Annotated in this window: 17 protein-coding genes; 12 read left to right on the forward strand and 5 right to left on the reverse strand. The window is 61.8% G+C overall.

Going from position 1 to position 19,749, the window contains the following annotated elements:
* Positions 1 to 17 precede the first annotated feature (17 nt).
* Positions 18 to 1,247 carry an ABC transporter substrate-binding protein gene (locus BMX27_RS12220; protein WP_090160110.1) on the reverse strand — a complete coding sequence of 410 codons (1,230 nt, stop codon included), beginning with the start codon at positions 1,245 to 1,247 and terminating at the stop codon, positions 18 to 20.
* A gap of 171 nt (positions 1,248 to 1,418) precedes the next feature.
* On the opposite strand from BMX27_RS12220, the gene BMX27_RS12225 reads away from it, so the two are divergent.
* Together BMX27_RS12225 and BMX27_RS12230 are read left to right on the forward strand one after the other, a co-directional pair.
* The gene (locus tag BMX27_RS12225; protein WP_090160111.1) at positions 1,419 to 2,447 is read left to right on the forward strand and encodes a LacI family transcriptional regulator; all 1,029 of its coding nucleotides are present in this window, start codon (positions 1,419 to 1,421) and stop codon (positions 2,445 to 2,447) included.
* Positions 2,448 to 2,755: 308 nt separating this feature from the next.
* Positions 2,756 to 3,421 (forward strand): L,D-transpeptidase, encoded by a 666-nt coding sequence (locus BMX27_RS12230; protein ID WP_090160440.1) that lies wholly within the window; start codon positions 2,756 to 2,758, stop codon positions 3,419 to 3,421.
* Here BMX27_RS12230 and BMX27_RS12235 read toward each other — a convergent pair.
* On the reverse strand, positions 3,418 to 3,741 hold the full coding sequence (locus tag BMX27_RS12235) for a hypothetical protein (protein ID WP_090160112.1): 324 nt from the start codon (positions 3,739 to 3,741) through the stop codon (positions 3,418 to 3,420). The genes BMX27_RS12230 and BMX27_RS12235 overlap by 4 nt on opposite strands.
* Positions 3,742 to 4,439: 698 nt before the next feature.
* Here BMX27_RS12235 and BMX27_RS12240 point away from each other — a divergent pair.
* From BMX27_RS12240 to BMX27_RS12260, 5 genes are all read left to right on the forward strand, one after another.
* Positions 4,440 to 4,856: a CopG family transcriptional regulator gene (locus tag BMX27_RS12240; protein WP_090160442.1), complete on the forward strand. Its 417-nt coding sequence runs from the start codon at positions 4,440 to 4,442 to the stop codon at positions 4,854 to 4,856.
* A gap of 20 nt (positions 4,857 to 4,876) precedes the next feature.
* Complete coding sequence (locus BMX27_RS12245; RefSeq protein ID WP_090160113.1) at positions 4,877 to 5,980, forward strand: extracellular catalytic domain type 1 short-chain-length polyhydroxyalkanoate depolymerase; 1,104 nt, start codon at positions 4,877 to 4,879, stop codon at positions 5,978 to 5,980.
* A gap of 10 nt (positions 5,981 to 5,990) precedes the next feature.
* Positions 5,991 to 7,100 (forward strand): C45 family autoproteolytic acyltransferase/hydolase, encoded by a 1,110-nt coding sequence (locus tag BMX27_RS12250; protein ID WP_256212492.1) that lies wholly within the window; start codon positions 5,991 to 5,993, stop codon positions 7,098 to 7,100.
* A 339-nt stretch (positions 7,101 to 7,439) separates the two neighbouring features.
* Positions 7,440 to 9,548, forward strand: a complete 2,109-nt coding sequence (locus tag BMX27_RS12255; RefSeq protein WP_090160115.1) for a S9 family peptidase — start codon at positions 7,440 to 7,442, stop codon at positions 9,546 to 9,548.
* A gap of 96 nt (positions 9,549 to 9,644) precedes the next feature.
* Positions 9,645 to 10,772: an iron-containing alcohol dehydrogenase gene (locus BMX27_RS12260; RefSeq protein ID WP_090160116.1), complete on the forward strand. Its 1,128-nt coding sequence runs from the start codon at positions 9,645 to 9,647 to the stop codon at positions 10,770 to 10,772.
* A 147-nt stretch (positions 10,773 to 10,919) separates the two neighbouring features.
* On the opposite strand, the gene BMX27_RS12265 is transcribed toward BMX27_RS12260, so the two are convergent.
* The 3 genes from BMX27_RS12265 to BMX27_RS12275 form a co-directional block, all read right to left on the reverse strand.
* On the reverse strand, positions 10,920 to 13,403 hold the full coding sequence (locus tag BMX27_RS12265) for an excinuclease ABC subunit UvrA (RefSeq protein ID WP_090160117.1): 2,484 nt from the start codon (positions 13,401 to 13,403) through the stop codon (positions 10,920 to 10,922).
* Between the two features lie 458 nt (positions 13,404 to 13,861).
* Positions 13,862 to 14,671: an SDR family oxidoreductase gene (locus tag BMX27_RS12270; RefSeq protein WP_090160118.1), complete on the reverse strand. Its 810-nt coding sequence runs from the start codon at positions 14,669 to 14,671 to the stop codon at positions 13,862 to 13,864.
* Between the two features lie 12 nt (positions 14,672 to 14,683).
* The gene (locus tag BMX27_RS12275; protein WP_090160119.1) at positions 14,684 to 15,229 is read right to left on the reverse strand and encodes a Rossmann-fold NAD(P)-binding domain-containing protein; all 546 of its coding nucleotides are present in this window, start codon (positions 15,227 to 15,229) and stop codon (positions 14,684 to 14,686) included.
* A 160-nt stretch (positions 15,230 to 15,389) separates the two neighbouring features.
* On the opposite strand from BMX27_RS12275, the gene BMX27_RS12280 reads away from it, so the two are divergent.
* From BMX27_RS12280 to BMX27_RS12300, 5 genes are all read left to right on the forward strand, one after another.
* Positions 15,390 to 16,274 (forward strand): AraC family transcriptional regulator, encoded by an 885-nt coding sequence (locus BMX27_RS12280; protein ID WP_090160120.1) that lies wholly within the window; start codon positions 15,390 to 15,392, stop codon positions 16,272 to 16,274.
* A 377-nt stretch (positions 16,275 to 16,651) separates the two neighbouring features.
* Positions 16,652 to 17,143: an Lrp/AsnC family transcriptional regulator gene (locus BMX27_RS12285; RefSeq protein ID WP_090160121.1), complete on the forward strand. Its 492-nt coding sequence runs from the start codon at positions 16,652 to 16,654 to the stop codon at positions 17,141 to 17,143.
* Positions 17,144 to 17,304: 161 nt separating this feature from the next.
* On the forward strand, positions 17,305 to 18,444 hold the full coding sequence (locus tag BMX27_RS12290) for a glycine cleavage T C-terminal barrel domain-containing protein (RefSeq protein WP_090160122.1): 1,140 nt from the start codon (positions 17,305 to 17,307) through the stop codon (positions 18,442 to 18,444).
* A 29-nt stretch (positions 18,445 to 18,473) separates the two neighbouring features.
* Positions 18,474 to 18,944, forward strand: coding sequence for an OsmC family protein (locus BMX27_RS12295; protein ID WP_090160123.1), 471 nt, complete (start codon positions 18,474 to 18,476; stop codon positions 18,942 to 18,944).
* Positions 18,945 to 18,948: 4 nt separating this feature from the next.
* Complete coding sequence (locus tag BMX27_RS12300; protein ID WP_090160124.1) at positions 18,949 to 19,749, forward strand: enoyl-CoA hydratase; 801 nt, start codon at positions 18,949 to 18,951, stop codon at positions 19,747 to 19,749.

The following is a 19,749-nucleotide window of genomic DNA, read 5'->3' on the forward strand; positions in this document are numbered from 1 at the left end:
GTCCGTTCAAAGACGCTTTATTCAGCGGATGCGATGATGTCGGAGTATTGCTCCTGAACCTCTGCCGCGGTCATGGCAGGGGTATTCCAGAATTCCGTCATCAGGTCGTTCAGCTGGCTGATCGTGTCGGGCGCAAGAAAGGATTCCCCGTTAGGCACGATGTTGCCATTGGCCAGCAGGTCCAGACCCTTTTGCGTGCACTCGTTCACGGATGTCAGATCGACGTCACCACGGACCGGCAGCGATCCCTTGGCCGAGTTGAACGACACCTGAACTTCGGGGCTCAACAGCATGGCGGCAAGTTCCTTTTGGCCAGCCTCGATTTCGGGGTCATCCTGCTTGGGGAAATAGAACGCGTCGCCGCCCGTATCCAGGATCGCCACCTCGCCCAGACCCGGCAGGCAGGAATAATCCTCGCCTGCGACTTCGCCTGCCATGGCGAATTCACCCTGCGCCCAGTCGCCCATGATCTGCGCACCAGCCGTGTCGTTGATCACTGCTGCCGTGGCCTGGTTCCAGTCCTGCACGTTCAGACCGTCGGAAAATTCGCGGGCCGCGCCAAATGCCTCGAACACGCGGGTATATTCCGGTCCCATGACAGTTTCCGCATTCTTGTCGCGGTTGACCGACAGCCAGGCCTCTTCACCAGCCAGTGCCAGCGCCATGACGCCAAAGGCGCCGTTCTGCTGCCAGGACTGTCCGCCCATCGCCAGCGGCGTCAGACCCGCCTCTTGCAGCGCGGGCGCGCTCTCGGCGAATTCGGTCCAGGTGGTTGGCACGGCTAGACCGGCGTTTTCATAAGCGGCATTCGAAAGCCACATCCACTGCCAGGAATGAATGTTCACCGGCGCGCAATAAATGCGACCATCGACGGTGCAGGCGTCCAGCAGCGACGACGGGTTCACGATGTCGGCCCAACCTTCGGCCTCGGCCACATCGGTGAGGTCCAGCAAGAGGCCAGCCTCGATCAGTTCTTCTGCCTGACGCCCGTGATTGAACTGGAACGCAGCGGGTGGATCGCCACCGATGATCCGGCTGACCATGACGGGACGCGCGGTGTCGCCACCACCGGCGATTGCACCGTCAACCCATGTGTTGCCAGTGGCCGTCCAGGCCTCTGCAAACTTGGCGACAGCATTGGCTTCACCACCGGATGTCCACCAGTGCATCACCTCGAGGTCGACTGCGCCAGCGGTGGTCGCCGCGCAAATCGCAGTGGCCGAAAGTAGTTTTATCCTTAGCTTCACGATCTTCTCCTCCCAGAATCTAAATCGTTATAGAAAGGCTAACCTGAAGTTGTTTGCGCAAACAAGACTATTTTTTTTGGTCAACAAAATTTACGATTTGTCGCACAAACACCTTGCGCCAGATTGCGTTTTTATTGATCGGCACACAGGGGATCGAAGGGGGGGACGGATATGGACGACGCCACGCGACCAAGGCAGCGCGCACCGACGCTCAAGACCATTGCCGGGCTGACCGACCTCGCGGTGCCGACCGTTTCCCGCGCCCTGTCCGGCGCATTGGACATCAGCGAAGATACCCGCGCGCGCGTCCGCGCGGTTGCCGACGAAATCGGTTATGTGCCCAATCGTGCGGGCGTGCGCTTGCGCACCGGACGGACGAATGTGATCTCGCTCGTGATGTCGACAGAACACGACATCATGAACCATACAGCCAAGCTCATCTCTTCGGTATCCGCCGGTCTGCGCAACACACCGTTCCACTTGATCATCACACCCTATTTCCCCGACGAGGACCCGATGAAGCCGATCCGCTACATCGTGGAAAGCCGGTCAGCCGATGCCGTCATCTTCAATCAGATCCAGCCGCAGGATCCGCGCGTGCGTTACCTGCTCGATCGCAAGTTTCCGTTTGCCACACATGGACGCTCGAACTGGGCCAAGGACCATGCCTGGTTCGATTTCGACAATTTCGCCTATGGTCGCATCGCCGTCGAAACCCTGGCCGCGCGCGGCAGGCGTCATTTGCTGTTGGTGCCGCCCCCTGACAAGCAATCCTATGGTCAGGAAATGATCGCGGGCTGCAGCGACACCGCGCGCAGGCTGGGGATTGATTTGCAGATCGTGGTCGGGTTCGACAGCGACTCCGCGATCGAAGATGTCCAGCGCGGCGTTTCAGATTTGCTTGATCGGCAACCCGCACCCGATGGCATCATCACCGGATCCACCAATTCCGCCTTGGGTGCTGGTGCCGCACTGCGCACCGGCGGTATCGCCATTGGCCGTGACATCGACGTTTTCACCAAGGAAGCGATGGTGTTCTTGCGCCGGGTCTGGCCGGAAATCCTTACCGTGTCGGAAAATGTCGTGGCCGCCGGTGACTTTCTGGCCCGTGCGGCCATCGCTCAGGTCACCCACCCAAAGGAGGACCTGATGCAGAAACTCGACGCGCCGACCTGGCAGCTTGACGACGAGGCAAGCTAGTCTCCGTCCTGCGCCTGCCTCCGCCAATCGTGCAAATCATGTCACACAAATGCGAATCCGCAGGTTCGGCCACAACTGCATCTGTCGGGCGCTTTTGAACCGATTACCCAGTGCAGCAGTTTTGCGGTCTGCGCGAGGCATTCGGGCAGCATCACGCCGGGCTGCTCCACCAAATGCGGGACTGAACACCTAACTGTTCCGGCGGATTGCACAAAGAAACCTTTGCCTGATCCGGTCTGATGATGGTAACGCCTTTTGCGTCCTGTGCTTTAAGGATGTCCCTGCAGTTCAAGTTCTGGACGACCGATATGCTGACCCGACGACATTTCATCCAAACGACGGCCGCGCTGTTCTCCGTCCCGATTGCCGGTCCCGCTTTTGGGGCGCCGACGTCGAATAGGTCGCGCTGGGCTGAATGGGACGCTCGCGTCACACCCCCCAACTACGACCCGGCGACGACAAATCCTTGGGGATTCCACGACCGGTTCCTGCCACAGCTGGTTCAGGCCAATGACGGTCTGGTGCCGGGTGATATCCATGTCGATGCGGTGGCCAGATACCTTTATCACATCCGCGCAGACGGCATGGCCATGCGCTACGGCGTGGCGATTGCGAAAGGCAACCTATACGAACCCGGCCGCTACAACATCCGCCGAAAGGCAAAGTGGCCGGTCTGGACACCGACATCCGCGATGATCGAACGCGATCCTGGTTCCTACGCCCAATACAAAGACGGTATGGATGGCGGCCCGACGAATCCTTTGGGTTCACGCGCGCTGTATCTCTACGTAGGCGACCGCGACACCTATCTGAGGATACACGGCACCCCATCGCCTCGGTCAATCGGAAGTCGGGCCAGTTCGGGATGCGTCCGCATGGTGATGGCACATATCATCGGGCTCTACGATCAGGTGGCAACCGGATCGAACGCCATTCTCTATCCCGCCGAGGACGGCGTCACGGCGCGCAGTTAACCGCCGGCGGCGACCGCGGCTGTCTCTGCCACCGTCGGTTCCGGACCGCAGAGGTGCCTACCGTCTTTCGTCAGCAATGGCAGTTCTGTCGTCTCGACCGGACCAACGTAGCTATACCAGAAACAGTTGTCGTCCGCCCGCAGTCGCGCAGACGCGATGTCCTGATTCGGTGCGGAGCGCGCGACGATCTGATCCTTGATCTGTTGTTCCACGCTGGGAACCTTGACCGCGGAGGGCGGCACAACTGCCTCGGGACCGATCCCGGCGCATGACGCCATCGTCGAAATCCCCGCGATTGCGCAAAACATTCTGATCGTCATTGGGGCACTCTTTTTATTGGCAAGGCGTGGCTGGAGAGGACATCGACGGCTTTAACGTCCTTCACCCGCTGCGCCGTGGCTTTCTTCGTTATCGCGTTCGTTTTCGGGTCAGGAAACGATATTCTTTCGCGTTCCGGCGGGCAAGCGGGTCGGCTGATTATCTAGTCCCTTCAGGCACATCCGGGGCACGTTCCGAAGCGTTTGGTTCTAGAGCGATTGTTGTCGGCCCACAAACCACCGACAGGTGGTAGTCATAAGGCGTCTTCCGTGCGATCCGAAAGGCCACGTTCGGTTTAAGACGTCCCCGTCGCCCGGCTGCCATCGCCGCTGGTCTTCGGCCCGTCTCGGACCTCTAAGACGATGAAGCTTTCCGTGGCGCGGGATTCCCAACCCTGTCATTTTTTTCCGTGTATAATCGACTGCCCTCTGACGTCGGCTGTCCGGCGGAAGCCGCCTTTGCCGCGACAACTGGCTCCACCAATGAGGTGTATAGAAACGCGCTGCGCACGGGGCATGATAGAGGAAGTCCGGGAAGTAAACCTGAACAGTTCGAGGTCCTGATCCTCTTCAAGCCGACAGATGGAGGGACCGCGCATAATTGTGCGCACCGTTAGCGCTTTCGACTGAGACTTTCCCCCTGCACCTTGCATCCCCGCTTAGAGCAGCCATATACCATCCATACAGATGGAGATTGGATGATGAGCAACGTCAGGAATATTCGGGACAAGACGCCAGAAAGCGAAAAAATCACAATCAACCTTGGCTACGTTGATCTGGGCAGGATCGACCTGCTTGTGCAGGAAGGGTTCTATTCCAATCGTAGCGATTTCATTCGCACCGCGATCCGCAATCAGTTGGATACCCAAGGCGATACGGTCTCAAGGTCTATCGACCGGCATACGATGGAGCTGGGACTGCGCGACTACGCGGTCGCGGATCTGGAGGCGATCAAAGACGCCGGAGAAATGCTTCACGTCAAGGTTGTCGGCCTTGCCCGGATCCATCCCGATGTCACACCCGAACTGGCGCTGGCGACCATCGGCTCCATCACCGTCCTTGGCGCGCTTCAGGCGAGCGCCGAGGTGAAGACGGCCCTCGCCGATCGAATTAAGTAACCTCCTTTAGGATTGAAATCATGATACGTCTGAACGCTGGCGCACCGCGCCCGGCGACCGGTGACGCACGTCTCACCGCCGCCAACGCTCTTGTCCGCCGCACGCTGGCACAGCACGGGCTGATACCTGGGGCGGACACTGACCCCGGCCCGATGGCACATTTCCGCAGCCAGATGCAGAAGTTGGACTTTGCCAATCCCCTCGCTCGTTTATCCGGTACAGCTCAGTCCGGTGTAATGGCCGGGTTCGGCGCATCCGCCGAGCCGACAATCCCCCCAGGAGCGGTCTTTGAGACGGGCACGTTCTCAAATGGGTCGGGCAGCCGTGAATATCGTCTTTATGTGCCGTCAAAGACCGACGAGATCGCGGGCGTTGTCATGATGCTGCACGGCTGCACACAAAATCCCGAGGATTTTGCCGTCGGCACGGGCATGAACGCGCTGGCCGAAGACCGTGGTTTCGTCGTGGTCTATCCGCGCCAGTCGCGGGGCGACAATGCACAGTCCTGCTGGAACTGGTTTTCACGAAATGACCAAAACCGGGATCGTGGAGAGCCTGCGATTCTTGCGGGCATGGCGCAAAAGGTTGCCGCCCGCTTTGATGTAGGCGCGGACCGTATGTTTGTCGCTGGCCTATCGGCCGGTGCCGCAATGGCGGTGATCCTGGGCGAGACTCACGGCGATACCTTCGCCGCAGTCGGCGCGCATTCGGGCCTGCCTTACGGGGCAGCACGTGACGTCCCATCCGCTTTCGCAGTAATGAGAGGGAGCGGCGACCAGCGCCTGGTATTGCCTGCCAAAGGTCGCGCCCGGACCATCGTTTTCCACGGCACCGGCGATACCACCGTGCATCCGTCCAACGGTCAGACCATCGGGTCTGACCTGCTGACCAACATGGGCGGCCAGACCATCCAGACCGAAACCACGGGCACCTGCAATGGCCGCAGCTGGACCTGCGAAACCACGACCGACACGACCGGCACCCCGCTGCTGGAACACTGGACCATCGAGGGGCTGGGCCACGCGTGGTCCGGCGGACAGCCGGCAGGCACCTATACCGATGCGAAAGGCCCCGACGCCAGCGGCGAAATGGTGCGGTTCTTCTTTAACACTGAAAGCAACTGATATGACTGACATGACACTCACCTTCGATGCGGTTTCCGAACCGACACCCGGCCCCAAGTGGCGCGCCCGCTGGGAACGGTCATGGCCCGCTTACGAGGCGTGGTTCGTGGCCCGTGGCGGCGACAACGGCCCCACGGCCTCCGAAAGTCGCGCAGCGCTGAAGCAGCACATGCCAGAGCTTGTGCCGACCTACGACCGTCTGGCTGAACTGGCAGGCGGCACCGATCGGGCCAAGCAGTTTTTATCGACCTGGTGCCCACCGACATACTTGGGTGGCTGCTCTCTCGCGGCGGTCGCGGACGCCGAAGATGTACGGCTGGTGCGGAACTATGATTTGTCGCCCACGCTGAACGAAGGATTGCTTTTGCGGACCGAATGGACCGGCCGCGCGGTGATGGGCATGGTCGAATTCCTCTGGGGCCTGTCTGACGGGATCAACCAAGCGGGGCTATCGATCGCGCTGGCATACGGCGGGCGTTCTGAAAGCGCTGAAGGCTTCGGCATCACCACAATCTTGCGCTATGTGCTGGAAACCTGTGACACCGTGGATCAGGCGCTGACCGTACTGCATCGGGTCCCATCCCACATGGCCTACAACGTTGTGCTGGCCGATGCCTGCGGGGCCACGGCAAGTGTGGAGCTGTCTCCCGGTGGCGGTGCCAAGGTGATGGACAAGGCCATTGCCACCAATCACCAAAGCGGGGCAACCCGCGCCGACCGGCCCGATTTTACCAAGACCGAGGAGCGTCATGCGCATCTGTCGGGGCTGCAGACGCCCGCGCGGGATCTGGCAAAGTCGTTCCTCGCGGCCCCGCTGATCCAGACCCGCTATGGCGAGGGTTTCGGGACATTGTTCACGGCGGACTATGATCCCAAGGCAAGGACGCTGGCACTGACCATCGCGGGCGACCGCTGGGAGCAATCGCTCGGCGGCTTTGCCGAAGGCCAGCGGACGGCGAACTACGCAAGCGGTGCGCTGACAGCCGCCACGGATGCGACCGGCGTGCGCGCTGGCATCGACTGGGCTGCTGCCGTACGGGTTGACTGGTCGCGCGTCGGTCGCGACTACGCCGAAGGGAATGGCCGATCGGTCGAGGACTATATCGCAGAATATGCGTGACATATCGCTGGCCCTGTTGAACGGGGCCAGCACGCAAGGCGAACAGCGGTATGCTGTTACCGTCTGACCATGAAAACACGCAGAGGAAATGTGTGCGCCGGGCGTTCAGGAAACGACGGGCACCTCAAGGCAATCGGCACCATTCGACGTAAAGGCGCAGTCGCTTTTGCCAACTATGGACTACACGTCCTCCGTTCCAAGTCGTCTACGAACAGCCCTCAATAGTCATTGAACGCACACCCGCCCGCTGCTGCCCGGAAGCTGGCCGACCCGCTGTGTGCCATTGTCATTCGGGCTGCTGATGCCCAGTCTGGATGAAACGCCATTCGAAGGATTCCCATGCCACGTCCGTTCCCTGCCCTGCCCAATGCACCTGCCGCCGCACGCAAGTCGACCGTGACGACCGTTCACGGCGTTGATCTGCATGACGATTACGGCTGGCTGCGCGCCGACAACTGGCAAGAGGCGATGCGCGCCCCCGACCGGCTACCCGCAGAGATTGCCGCCTACCTGACGGCCGAGAACGCCTACTACGACGCCGCGATGGCCGACACCGCCGACCTGCAGACGCGTCTGGTGGCCGAGATGCGCGGCCGCATCAAGGAAGACGACAGCAGCGTGCCGCGCGAGAACGGACCCTACGCCTACAGCGTGCGCTACGACGACGGCGCGGAATATCCGGTTTTCATTCGCACGCCCCGCCACGGTGGCGCCGCTGAAACCATGCTGGACGTCAATGTCATGGCCGCGACGCAGGATTACTTTCAGCTTGGCACGACGCAGGTCAGCCCCGATCACGCGACACTGGCCTGGGCTGCGGATGTGAACGGGTCGGAATTTCATCGCCTGACCTTTCGCGATCTGACGACGGGTAAGGACTTCAACTATCACATTCCCGATGTGGCCTCTGTCGCCTGGGCGGACGGGCAGACCCTGTTCTATGTGCGCGTCGATGCGCGACACCATCCGAACCGCGTCTATCGCCATACCCTTGGCACGGACCCTGCCACCGACACGCTGGCCTATACGGAAGACGACATGCGCTACCACGTCAATGTGTCCCGTCTACGGTCAGGTGCCTATGTCGCCTTGTCCACCGGCATGAACGACGAAAACGAGATCAGCATCATCCCGACGGCCAACCCGACGGCGACTCCGCAGGTGATCGAGCCGCGCACGACGGGACTGGAATACGATATCGAACATCAGAGCGATGCATTTCTGATCCTGACGAATGCCGACGGGGCACATGATTTCAAGGTGATGAAGACGCCTGTGGCGACACCGTCACGGGACAACTGGCGCGACCTGATCCCGCACGAGGATGGCCGCATGATCATAGGCCTTGCCGCCCACAAGGGTTGGACGATCTGGACAGAGCGGCGCGACGCCCTGCCCCACATCTGCTATGTCCGCGCGGGCGCGCCGATCGAGACCGCGCGGAGCATCAGCTTTGACGAGCAGGCCTACAGCCTCGGCAGCGATCCCAGCCCGGAATATGAAACCGACAGTTTTCGCTTCACATACGCGTCGCCAACCACGTCGCCACAGGTGTTCGACTACGACCTGTCCACCGGCACCCGGACCCTGCGCAAGACGGTGGAAATCCCGTCGGGGCACGATCCGGCGGATTACGTCACGATCCGCACGACGGCCCCGTCGCATGAGGGCGCACAGGTGCCGGTGACGATCCTGTATCACAAGGACACGCCGCTGGACGGCACGGCACCCTGTCTGCTGTATGGTTACGGATCATACGGCGCGACCATGCCCGCATCCTTTTCGGCCAATCGGTTGTCACTGGTGAACCGCGGCTTCGTCTATGCCATCGCCCACGTCCGGGGCGGAGAGGAGCTGGGTCGCAACTGGTATGAGGCTGCGAAATTCGCAGGCAAGCCGAACACGTTCCATGACTTCATCGCCGCAGCGCACAAGTTGATCGCCGATGGCTATACCGACCGGTGCCGCATCGTGATTCAGGGCGGATCGGCGGGTGGCCTGCTGGTCGGGGCCGTTCTGAACATGGCACCGGACCTGTGGGCGGGGGCCATCGCCGATGTGCCATTTGTCGACGTGCTGACGACGATCCTTGACGACACACTGCCCCTGACGCCGGGCGAATGGTCGCAGTGGGGCAACCCGATCGCAAGCCGTCAGGCCTTTGACGATATCCGCAGCTATTCGCCCTATGACAACGTCACCGCGCAGGCCTATCCGCCGATTTTGGTGACTGCTGGCGTGTCGGACCCACGCGTGACCTATTGGGAACCCGCCAAATGGGTCGCCCGACTGCGCGCGACCAAGACTGACGACAATATCCTGCTGTTGCGCACGAATATGACGTCGGGCCATTTCGGCAAATCCGGGCGGTTCGCGGCATTGGAGGATGCCGCGCGGTCCTATGCCTTTGCGCTGAAGGTAACGGGTGCCGATCTATCGGCAGGCTGATCGAACAGGAACATTTTGGTCTGGACGACTGACTGGGAACGCCCCAATCATCCGGAGTTTCCAACCATAAAACTTCAATCAAGAGGGCGCCAAGCCATGCAGACCGCAAACGTGACAGGGACGATATCCTACCTGACCCGCATCGAGTTCGGTGAAGGTCGCATCGCGGAACTGCCGGCCATGCTGGAACAGATTGGCGTCACCAAACCCCTGATCGCGTCCGACAAAGGGCTGATGGCCACCGGCATGATCGACAAGGTCACAGCCGGGTTGGGCAGTTTTGCCACCTTCGACGGCACCCCGGCCAACCCGACCGAGGCCGCCGTGATGGACGCCTTCGCCGTTTATCAGGCAGAAGGTTGCGACGGGATCGTCGGGATCGGCGGCGGATCCTCGCTTGATCTGGCCAAGGCGGTGCGCATCCTGTCCGGTCATCCGGCCCCGCTGGACCAGTATGCCGCTGTCAACGGCGGCGTCGCGCGCATCCACGGCAACATCTGCCCGCTGATCGCCGTTCCCACGACATCCGGCACCGGGTCAGAAGTGGGCCGCGCCGCGGTCATCATCACGGCTGCGGGCCGCAAGCTGGGCATCCTGTCGCCGCACAACCTGCCCACCATCGCGCTCTGCGATCCGACCCTGACCTATGGTCTGCCACCGATGCTGACGGCGGCGACGGGGATGGACGCGATCTCGCACTGCCTGGAAACCTACATGGCACCGTCCTTCAACCCGCCGGGCGAGGCGATGGACCTGCACGGTCTGGACTGCGGCCTGCGCAGCATCGAGGTGGCAACGATGGACGGTCAGAACGCCGGCGCACGGCGCGACATGATGACCTGCGCGCTGGAAGGTGCAATGGCGTTCCAGAAGGGACTTGGCGCCGTCCATGCCCTGACACACCCCCTGGGCGCGATCCGGTCGCTGAACCTGCATCACGGCACGCTGAATGCCGTGCTGATGCCCGCGGTGCTGCGGTTCAACCGCGACGCCATCGGGGCGAAATGGGATGTGCTGGCCGACCGCATGGGCGGCGATCCGGCAGACGCGTGTGCCGCCCTGAACGACCGCCTTGGGATGCCAAGTGGACTGGCCGCGATGGGCGTGACCGAAGAGATGATGATCGACGTGTCCCACGCCGCGATGAAGGACCACTGCCACGGCACCAATCCACGCATCGCCACGCAAGGGGAATATCTGGATATCTTGAAGCAGTCGGCCTAGTCAGCGGCCTGCAGCACTGACGCATGTCATGATCCGCGACCGGTGCGGTCTGCGGTCGCGCGGCGAATGGGCTTGCTAATCTCTTCAGCCCTGTCGATCCGCTTCAAGATCAGCAGACTGCCGGACAGCGTGACACGATTGCGCCCATCATGACGCATCCGTCTTTGGAAAAAGGAACGGCGCTGTCTTGCTGTTCGCAGACTTTGCCACGACCGCAGGCGGGCCTTGGGCGACAACCTGGCCGCCATCGTCGCCCGCACCGGGACCGATATCGACGATCCAGTCACTTTGCCGCGCCACAAGCATGTTGTGTTCGACCATGATCACCGAATTTCCGGCATCGACAAGACGGTCAAGCTGCGCCAGCAGCAGGGTCACATCCGCCGGGTGCAGACCCGTCGTCGGTTCGTCCAGAATATAAAGCGTGTCTTTGCGCTGTGCGCGTTGCAACTCCGTCGCAAGCTTGATCCGCTGTGCCTCTCCCCCCGACAGTTCCGTCGCGGGCTGCCCGAGGCGCAGATAGCCCAGACCGACCTGCCGCAAGGCTTCGATGGCGCGCAGGATCGCAGGATCGTCGGCAAAGAATTCCTGCGCCCGGTCCACTGTCAGATCAAGAACCTCTGCGATGGTCTTGCCGCGGTAGCGAATGTCGAGTGTTTCGTCGTTGTAGCGTTGCCCGCGACAGACAGGACAAGGGGCAAATACGCTGGGCAGGAACAGCAGTTCGACGCTCACGAACCCCGCACCTTCGCAGTGCGGGCAGCGCCCCTTGGCCACGTTGAACGAAAAGCGCCCGGCGTCATAGCGCCTTGCCCGCGCGTCGTCCGTCGCAGCGAAAAGTTTTCGCACATGGTCGAACAGTCCGGTGTAGGTCGCCAGATTGGACCGCGGTGTGCGACCGATGGGTTTCTGATCCACCACGCCCAGACGCCGGACATGCTGCATGCCATCCACGATCTGCCCGTCGGTCGGGGTGTCGACCTCCTGCTCCAGCAGCTCGGGTTCGTTTTCAGCCGTTTCAACAGGTGGCTTCTGCCCCAGCGCATCGCCTACAAGCGCAACCAACGCCTGACTGACAAGGCTGGATTTACCGGACCCCGACACGCCGGTCACGGTCGCCAGAACGCCCAGCGGCAGGTCAACGTTCACCCCCTGCAGGTTGTTGCGCGTCACATCGGCCAACCGCAGCCAGCCGGATGGCTCTCTGGGTGTGCGGGTGCCCGCACGCGCGTCGGCGAACAGATGCCGCGCGGTATGCGAGGTTTCGACCTGTTGCAGCCCATCGACCGGGCCGCTGTAGACGACCCTGCCGCCTTTGGTGCCCGCGTCGGGGCCAATGTCCACGATCCAGTCCGCGTGCCGGATGACATTGACGTCATGTTCCACCACGAACAGCGAATTGCCCGCCCCTTTCAGATCATCCAGCGCGCCGAGCAATGCCTGCGTGTCGGAGGGATGAAGCCCTGCCGATGGCTCATCCAGCACGTAGACCACGCCGAACAGCTGCGACCTGATCTGTGTGGCCAGACGCAAGCGCTGCATTTCCCCCGGCGACAGGGTGGCGGTATTGCGGTCCAGCGACAGGTAGCCAAGGCCGAGCCGCGTCAGCGCCGCTACACGGGCCATGATGTCACGCGTGATGCGCTGCGTGACGATGGTCTTTTCAGGGCTCTGGTCATCCGCCACCGGGTCGTGTTCCGCCCGCTCGTGGAGCAAACTGGCCAGATCGCCCAGCGTCAGCCGCGAGATCGCGCCGATATCCAGCCCTGCGAAAGTGACCGAAAGCGACTCGCGCTTCAGTTTCTTGCCGTCGCACAGCGGGCAGACTGAAATATCCATGAATTGAGAGACGCGCTTTTTGGTGCGCGCACTTTGCGTCGTGGCAAATGACTGCAGCACATAGTTCCGCGCAGAGGTGAAAGTACCCATGTAGGTGGGCGAACGGTTCTCCTCGCGGGCGTTTCGCGTCTCCTGCGGAGTCATGCGGGCATAAACGGGCACTTCCGGTGTATCGTCGGTGAAAAGTATCCAGTCGCGGGTGTCGCGTGGCAGATCCTGCCAGGCCACATCGATGTCATATCCCAGAGAGATCAGGATATCGCGTAGGTTCTGCCCACCCCATGCAGGCGGCCACCCGGCGATGGCACCGTCGCGGATCGTCTTTGCCGGGTCGGGAACCAGCAGATCCTCGGTCACATCGAACACGCGTCCGATGCCGTGGCAGCGCGGGCAGGCACCATCCGGCGTGTTGGGCGAAAACGCATCCGCGTAAAGGATCCCCTGCCCTTCTGGATAATCACCCGCACGCGAATACAACATCCGCAATCCGTTCGAGATCGTCGTGACACTGCCGACCGAAGATCTGGCGGACGGCGCGCCCCGTTGCTGTTGCAAGGCAACCGCAGGTGGCAGGCCTTCGATGCTGTCGACATCGGGTTCGCCCACCTGATCGATCAACCGCCGCGCATAGGGTGAAACGGAATCCAGAAACCGTCGCTGCGATTCAGCGAACAGCGTCCCAAAGGCCAGCGACGATTTGCCGGACCCCGAAATGCCGGTAAAGACGACCAACGCGTCGCGCGGCACATTAATGTCGATATCCTTGAGGTTATGGACACGCGCGCCACGCACCCGAACGCTGTTCTCGACCTTGGCAGGGCCGGACTCAAATTTACTCTTTGGGATAAATTCACCTCTTCAGCCGCATGGGCTGTTTTTAGACAATCGGCTCTACAATCAGACGGCTATCACACTTTGCCCAGAGCGAAAGGCCGGGTCTCTTCGACGCGCAAATTCTGACAGGAGGGCCAGACATCTGCGACAATCGGCTTGCTCCGCGCCAGGGCGGCCAAGAAATTTATAAAACAACGACAAAAGCGTTGGCGGTCGCACCGTGATTTTTTTTCCCGTCGGCACTGGCCGCCATGCGCGCAAGTCGCAGCGAAGGTCAGGTTCGGGCCCACTTTGCAGGCCTTTTGTCCCGCAATGAAAGTCCGCCTCCGGCTCCAAACTGCCGTTCGTCACAAGCGTCGTACGCCGTAGCGCAGAGCGCCGAAGCGGAGGTCACGCCGCTTCGGCTGATCAGGCCATCACTCGTTCATCAACGCCTTGATTCCGCCAATGAAGGTTGCGTCGTCCTGTGTTTTGCGCCGGTCCAGCAGGTCTGTGGCGTCCGATCCGGCGCGGAAGCGCAGCTGGTCGCCGGGGACCGTCACCGCCTGCCAGATGACATCCGCGACCAGTTCGGGGGCTGAAGGGTTCGATGCCAGCCTGCCGAACAGCCGTCCCATGGCGGCTGCCGTGGGGGCGTAGTCGGTTAAATCCTCGCCCATGGCAAAGTCGAAGGAGCGCCCGCCGAAATCGGTCCTGATCATGCCCGGTTCGACGATGCGAACACGGATGCCCAGCGGTTCCAGTTCGTAGTGCAGCGCCTCGGATAGGCCTTCGACGGCGAACTTGGTGCCGTGATACAGCGTGCCCAGCGGTAAGGTGATCTGCCCGCCGATGGAGGAAATGTTGACGATGGTGCCCGCGCGGCGCGCGCGCATCTGTGGCAGGACCGCCTTTGTCACCTCCAGCAAGCCGATTACATTGGTATCGAACTGGCGGCGGATGCGGTCGGTTGAAAACGCCTCCAAGGGGCCATAGGCGCCGTAGCCCGCATTGTTCAGCAGGACGTCGATGCTGCCGAAACGGTCGGTTCCCGCGCGGATGGCCTCCGTGATCGACGCCGGTTCCGTGACGTCCAGCGATGTGACCAATACGTTGTCGAGCTCGCCGAGGTCCGAAACGGAGGGATCACGCATGGTGGCTATGACATTCCAGCCTTCAGACTGAAAGCGCAGGGCGGTGGCTTTGCCAATGCCGGAGGACGCGCCGGTGATGAGGATGGTGGACATGAGAGGACTCCTTTAGGCGTTGAGGTGCAGCATGCCGGCGATGCCGAAGCGGGTCAGGACGGTGCGCGTTACGTCCTGCAGCACGGTGTTGTAGCGCTCGATCTTGGGCGCGACGCCGGTGTGATCGACCACGGTGCGGAAGGGTTTCTGGCTAAAGGGCAGAGCGAGCAGGGCGACGACAGCCTCGGCGATGCGCTCGGCGCGTTGGTTCGTCGTGGCGTCCAGTATCTGCGCCTGACCTCGCGCCGACAGTGCAGGAACGGCTGCTAAATCGCCGTATTGGGCCTCAACCGTCGGGTGGTTCGGCGTCACCATCCCGTCCAAGAAGGCCGTGGGCATGTTGCCCGGCGCGATGATGCAGGCCTCGGTGCTGGCGGTGTCGGTCACGTCCATCTCGACGATCCATGAACCTTCGGCCTCCAGCGCGGCAACAGAGTCTGCGTTGCGGCCGGTGCGGCTCCGCACACTGCCCGCCACCATGTGCCCCCGCGCCATCAGCGCCCGCGCCGTGGACTGACTAAAACCGCCTGCGATCCCGGTGATGAATACCTTTGCCATGTATCGTTGTCCTCGCTTGCTGATAAGAGGACGATACTCCGCGTAGGACACCGTATCTTTCTCGATTGTCCGAAAAATTTGCCCGATCCTCCGGAACTTGGAAATTTTCGTCATTGGTCGGGGAACCGTCATGCTATCAGATCTGCAAAGGGAGGACGGCATGACAGGTTTGCTGGAACGCGCGGTGGCGCTGTTGGATGAAGCGCGGGTGCCGCAGGGCGCATTGGCCCATGCACCCAGCGGATTGCACCTTTTGCGGCACGCCGCCGCGACACCCCAGAGCGCCACAGTCTATCGCCCGCTGTTGTGTCTTGTGCTGCAGGGGGCCAAGCAGGTCAGCACCGGCACCCGCAGCCTGACGGTGACCCGGGGACAGTCGTTGATCGTCAGTCACGCGCTGCCAGTCGTCTCGCGCATAACAGAGGCCACGGCTGCGACGCCCTATCTTGCGCTGGTCCAGCCGCTGGATCTTGACCTGTTGCGTGGGCTGGCCCCGGCGGTTCCGCCCGCGCGGGCATCTCATGTGAAAGACCCGTTCTCGATCACGCTTTGCCCGACGGACCCCGGCATGGAAAACGCGCTGGTCCGCCTGATCGACCAATGCGCGCGGGATGACACCCGTCACCTGCTCTCGCCGATCACCCGGCAGGAGATACATGCACGGCTGCTGCTGGGGCCGCATGCGGGCGCCCTCCAAAGGCTGATGTGGCACGAGACTACCGCCAGCCGCATCTTCCGCGCCACGCGCGAGATCCAGTCCGACTTGTCGCGTGCCCTGGTCGTCGGCGCGCTTGCCGAAAGCATCGGCATGAGCCCCTCGGCCTTCTTCGAGCATTTCAAGGCCATCACCGGCACCTCGCCCCTTCAATACCAAAAGGACCTGCGCCTGTTGCAGGCCCGAAGCGCGCTGCACGCCTCGGGAGCCAAGGTCTCGGACATCGCCTTCCGCGTCGGCTACGAAAGTTCGGCCCAATTCTCGCGCGAGTATGCAAGAAAATTTGGCCTGTCTCCCCGTCAGGACCGGGCTGCACTGGCCGCCGAGTGACCGCCGGGATGATCAAGCCCGGCCCTTAGCTGCCGTTCATCGCCGCACCTGACGCTGCAATGCAGCTTCCCAGACCAGCCAATCATGCATTGCGCAGTATTTTCGGGTGCCCAAGGTCAGCTATGATCCCAAGGCGACCACGCGGGCTCAGACTGTCGACGAATGCTGCCCGTCCGAAAATGAAACTCTTGTCGAGCGCCGAAACGCCTGTTGCAGGGCATTCCGAACCGTTGGGACGCCGACAGATCCGTCCCTTGCCGCTGGCGAATGCAAATCGGTCGCAAAGCTGTCTACCTAGCCGGGTCTTGCGTGTTATCGTAGTCGGAACCAGCGGTGTGCCACCGCAAGAACCTTAATGCATTGCGGATAGCCGAAGAATGAAAAGGATTGGCCTCGACGCGACCGATATTCGAATCCTTTGCGCGGTGCAGCAATATGGGCAGCTGAGCAAGGCAAAGCTTGCCGAGATTGCCAACATATCGGCGACGCCGTGCTGGGTCCGTCTGGATCGGCTGAAGGCGGCGGGTCTGATCCGGGGTTATCAAGGTGACATCGCGATCGACCGTGTCTGCGATGTGACCCAGGTTATTGTCACCGTATCCCTGACCCACCATCGCAAGGCCGACTTTGACAGATTCGAGGCCTTCGTCACGGCCCGGGACGAGATCACGGAATGCATCGCCACAGGAGGCGGCATGGATTACGTGCTGAAGGCCGTCAGCTCCAGTCTCACGTCGTTTCAAGCGTTGATGCAGGCGATGCTGGATGCTGAACTCGGCGTGGACCGATACATGACCTACATCGCGACTCGCATCGTCAAGGCAGGTCGGCCCAACCTTGCCAAGCTGGCGGCAAAAGACGTCGGCTGACCCGCTCAGACCAAACGGTACAATTTCTGCCCAAAAATCAGCCTGTCCGGTCTGAAACCGCCGATTTTTCAGACCGAACATAGCCATCTCTCGAGCCTAAATTCGCTGCAGGTTCAATCGTCCCGGCCCATCCAGCCGGTGACGCACAAGGGGGGAAGAATATGAACGCAGACGACTTCGGCTTTGGTACACAGATCCGGAAATCACCCTATTTCGACGCCACTGTGCGGTGGGGTGCAAAGGGTTTTTCCGTCTACAACCACATGTATATCCCGCGCGATTTCGGCGATCCGGAACAGAACTTCTGGACCCTCGTCAACGATGCGATCTTGTGCGACGTGGCCGTGGAACGTCAAGTCGAAATCACCGGCCCCGATGCGGCCCGTTTCGTGCAGATGCTGACACCGCGCGATCTGTCAAAGATGGCGGTAGGCCAGTGCAAGTATGTCCTGATCACCAACGCCGAGGGTTGCATCCTCAACGATCCGATCCTGCTGCGCCTCGCCGAAAACCACTTTTGGATTTCGCTGGCCGACAGCGACATCCTGCTGTGGGCACAGGGCGTCGCCGTCCATTCCGGCCTTGACGTCACGATCGGTGAACCGGACGTGTCGCCGTTGCAGCTTCAGGGGCCGAGGTCCGGCGAAATCATGCAGGCCTTGTTCGGTGACAGCATCCTTGATCTGAAATACTACTGGCACCGCGAACTTAAACTGGACGGCATCCCGCTGCTTGTGTCGCGAACCGGATGGTCCAGCGAGTTGGGCTACGAGATCTATCTGCGCGACAGTACGCATGGGGATGCGTTGTGGGAGCGCATCATGGCAGTGGGCATGGCCTTCGGCCTGAAGCCGGGCCACACCTCCTCGATCCGCCGGATCGAGGGCGGGATGCTGTCCTACCATGCGGATGCGGACATCACGACGAACCCCTTCGAGCTCGGGCTCGACCGCCTTGTGGACCTCGACATCGAGGCCGATTTCATCGGCAAGGCCGCGCTGCGCCGCATCCGCGATGAGGGTGTGACCCGCTTGCAGGTCGGAGTAATCATCGAGGGTGCACCACTGAAAGGACCGAACACGATGTTCTGGCCGATCAAAAGTGACGGCGCGCAGATCGGCAAGGTCACATCGGCGGTCTATTCGCCCCGGCTGGAACGGAACATCGCCTTGGCAATGGTAGAGGTCGGCCATGCGCAGATCGGAACCGAAGTCGAGGTCATGACCCCGTCCGGCCCGGCGCGCGCCACCGTGGTCGAGCGTCCGTTCTACGACCCCAAGAAGAAACTCGCCGCCGCGTAAGCGTTCCGGCCCAGCAAGAGACCTGACCCATGTCCGACCTTTCGATCCAGTTGCACTGGCAACGTGGGGAACCCGCGCTGCTGACCGGCAAGTATTCCAATACGCATACCGTCCAATTCAACAGCGATTGCGACATTCAGGTTGATGCCGCCCCGGATTGGGGCGGCGATCCGGCCCATACCAACCCCGAACAGGCGCTCGCCTCGGCACTGTCCAGCTGTCACATGATGACCTTTCTGGCGCTGGCGGCCAAGGCGGCTTGGCCGGTCGCAAGCTACAGCGATTATGCGGTCGCACATCTGGGCAAGAATGCGCCGGGGCAGATGTCGGTGACGCGCATTGATCTGCACCCGGTCGTGCGGTTCGACACCGGATTTTCGCCGTCAGATGCCGAGCTGGACAAGATGCAGCACCGCGCGCACCGCTACTGCTTTATCGCCAACACCTTGGCCGACAGCGTGGAGATCAATATCATGCAGCCCGCACGCGAGGGGGCCTGATGCCATGCTGAAGGCCGAGATCCTGACACGCGAACTGGACGCCGACGGCATCCTGCGTCTGACCCTGAACGACCCCGCGCGACGCAACGCGCTGTCAGAGGAGATGCTGGCGCAACTGGCGGCCGCCTTCGCACAGGCCGCTGCCGACCCTGCGGTCCGGGTTATTGTCCTTGCCGCGAAGGGCCCCGCGTTCTGTGCAGGTCACGACCTGAAGGAAATGACCGCCGGCCGCAGCGGTCCGGACGAAGGGCGCGCCTATTTCGCGCGGGTCCTCACGCAGTGCTCCGGGGTCATGCAGGGTATCGTCACCTGCCCGAAACCCGTCATCGCCGAGGTGACGGGCGTGGCCACCGCCGCAGGCTGCCAGCTTGTAGCCAGCTGCGACCTTGCCATCGCCGCCGACACGGCGACGTTCAGCACCCCGGGCGTTCACATCGGGCTGTTCTGCTCGACCCCCATGGTCGCCCTGTCGCGCAACGTGGCCGCCAAACATGCGATGGAAATGTTGCTGACCGGCGACATGATCCCGGCGGACCGCGCGGCAGACATGGGGCTGATCAACAGGACCGTCGCCGTCGACGATCTGCGAGACGCCACGATGGATCTGGCGCGCACGATCGCGTCAAAGTCCAGCATGACGCTGGCGACAGGCAAACGCGCCTTCTACGCGCAGCGCGACATGATGTTATCAGACGCCTACGACTACGCCACGCAGGTCATGGTCGAGAACATGCTGGCCCGCGACGCAGCGGAAGGCATTGATGCCTTCCTTGCCAAACGCGCCCCCGCTTGGCAGGATGCATAA

This window comes from Loktanella sp. DSM 29012, from assembly GCF_900110705.1.
Lineage (GTDB): Bacteria > Pseudomonadota > Alphaproteobacteria > Rhodobacterales > Rhodobacteraceae > Loktanella > Loktanella gaetbuli.

Coding starts and splice junctions, on each gene's coding strand:
- BMX27_RS12255 (WP_090160115.1), top strand. CDS start 7,440: ATGCCACGTCCGTTCCCTGCCCTGCCCAATGCACCTGCCGCCGCACGC.
- BMX27_RS12245 (WP_090160113.1), top strand. CDS start 4,877: ATGATACGTCTGAACGCTGGCGCACCGCGCCCGGCGACCGGTGACGCA.
- BMX27_RS12275 (WP_090160119.1), bottom strand. CDS start 15,229: ATGGCAAAGGTATTCATCACCGGGATCGCAGGCGGTTTTAGTCAGTCC.
- BMX27_RS12285 (WP_090160121.1), top strand. CDS start 16,652: ATGAAAAGGATTGGCCTCGACGCGACCGATATTCGAATCCTTTGCGCG.
- BMX27_RS12230 (WP_090160440.1), top strand. CDS start 2,756: ATGCTGACCCGACGACATTTCATCCAAACGACGGCCGCGCTGTTCTCC.
- BMX27_RS12290 (WP_090160122.1), top strand. CDS start 17,305: ATGAACGCAGACGACTTCGGCTTTGGTACACAGATCCGGAAATCACCC.
- BMX27_RS12260 (WP_090160116.1), top strand. CDS start 9,645: ATGCAGACCGCAAACGTGACAGGGACGATATCCTACCTGACCCGCATC.
- BMX27_RS12235 (WP_090160112.1), bottom strand. CDS start 3,741: ATGACGATCAGAATGTTTTGCGCAATCGCGGGGATTTCGACGATGGCG.
- BMX27_RS12295 (WP_090160123.1), top strand. CDS start 18,474: ATGTCCGACCTTTCGATCCAGTTGCACTGGCAACGTGGGGAACCCGCG.
- BMX27_RS12240 (WP_090160442.1), top strand. CDS start 4,440: ATGAGCAACGTCAGGAATATTCGGGACAAGACGCCAGAAAGCGAAAAA.
- BMX27_RS12225 (WP_090160111.1), top strand. CDS start 1,419: ATGGACGACGCCACGCGACCAAGGCAGCGCGCACCGACGCTCAAGACC.
- BMX27_RS12270 (WP_090160118.1), bottom strand. CDS start 14,671: ATGTCCACCATCCTCATCACCGGCGCGTCCTCCGGCATTGGCAAAGCC.
- BMX27_RS12250 (WP_256212492.1), top strand. CDS start 5,991: ATGACACTCACCTTCGATGCGGTTTCCGAACCGACACCCGGCCCCAAG.
- BMX27_RS12280 (WP_090160120.1), top strand. CDS start 15,390: ATGACAGGTTTGCTGGAACGCGCGGTGGCGCTGTTGGATGAAGCGCGG.
- BMX27_RS12300 (WP_090160124.1), top strand. CDS start 18,949: ATGCTGAAGGCCGAGATCCTGACACGCGAACTGGACGCCGACGGCATC.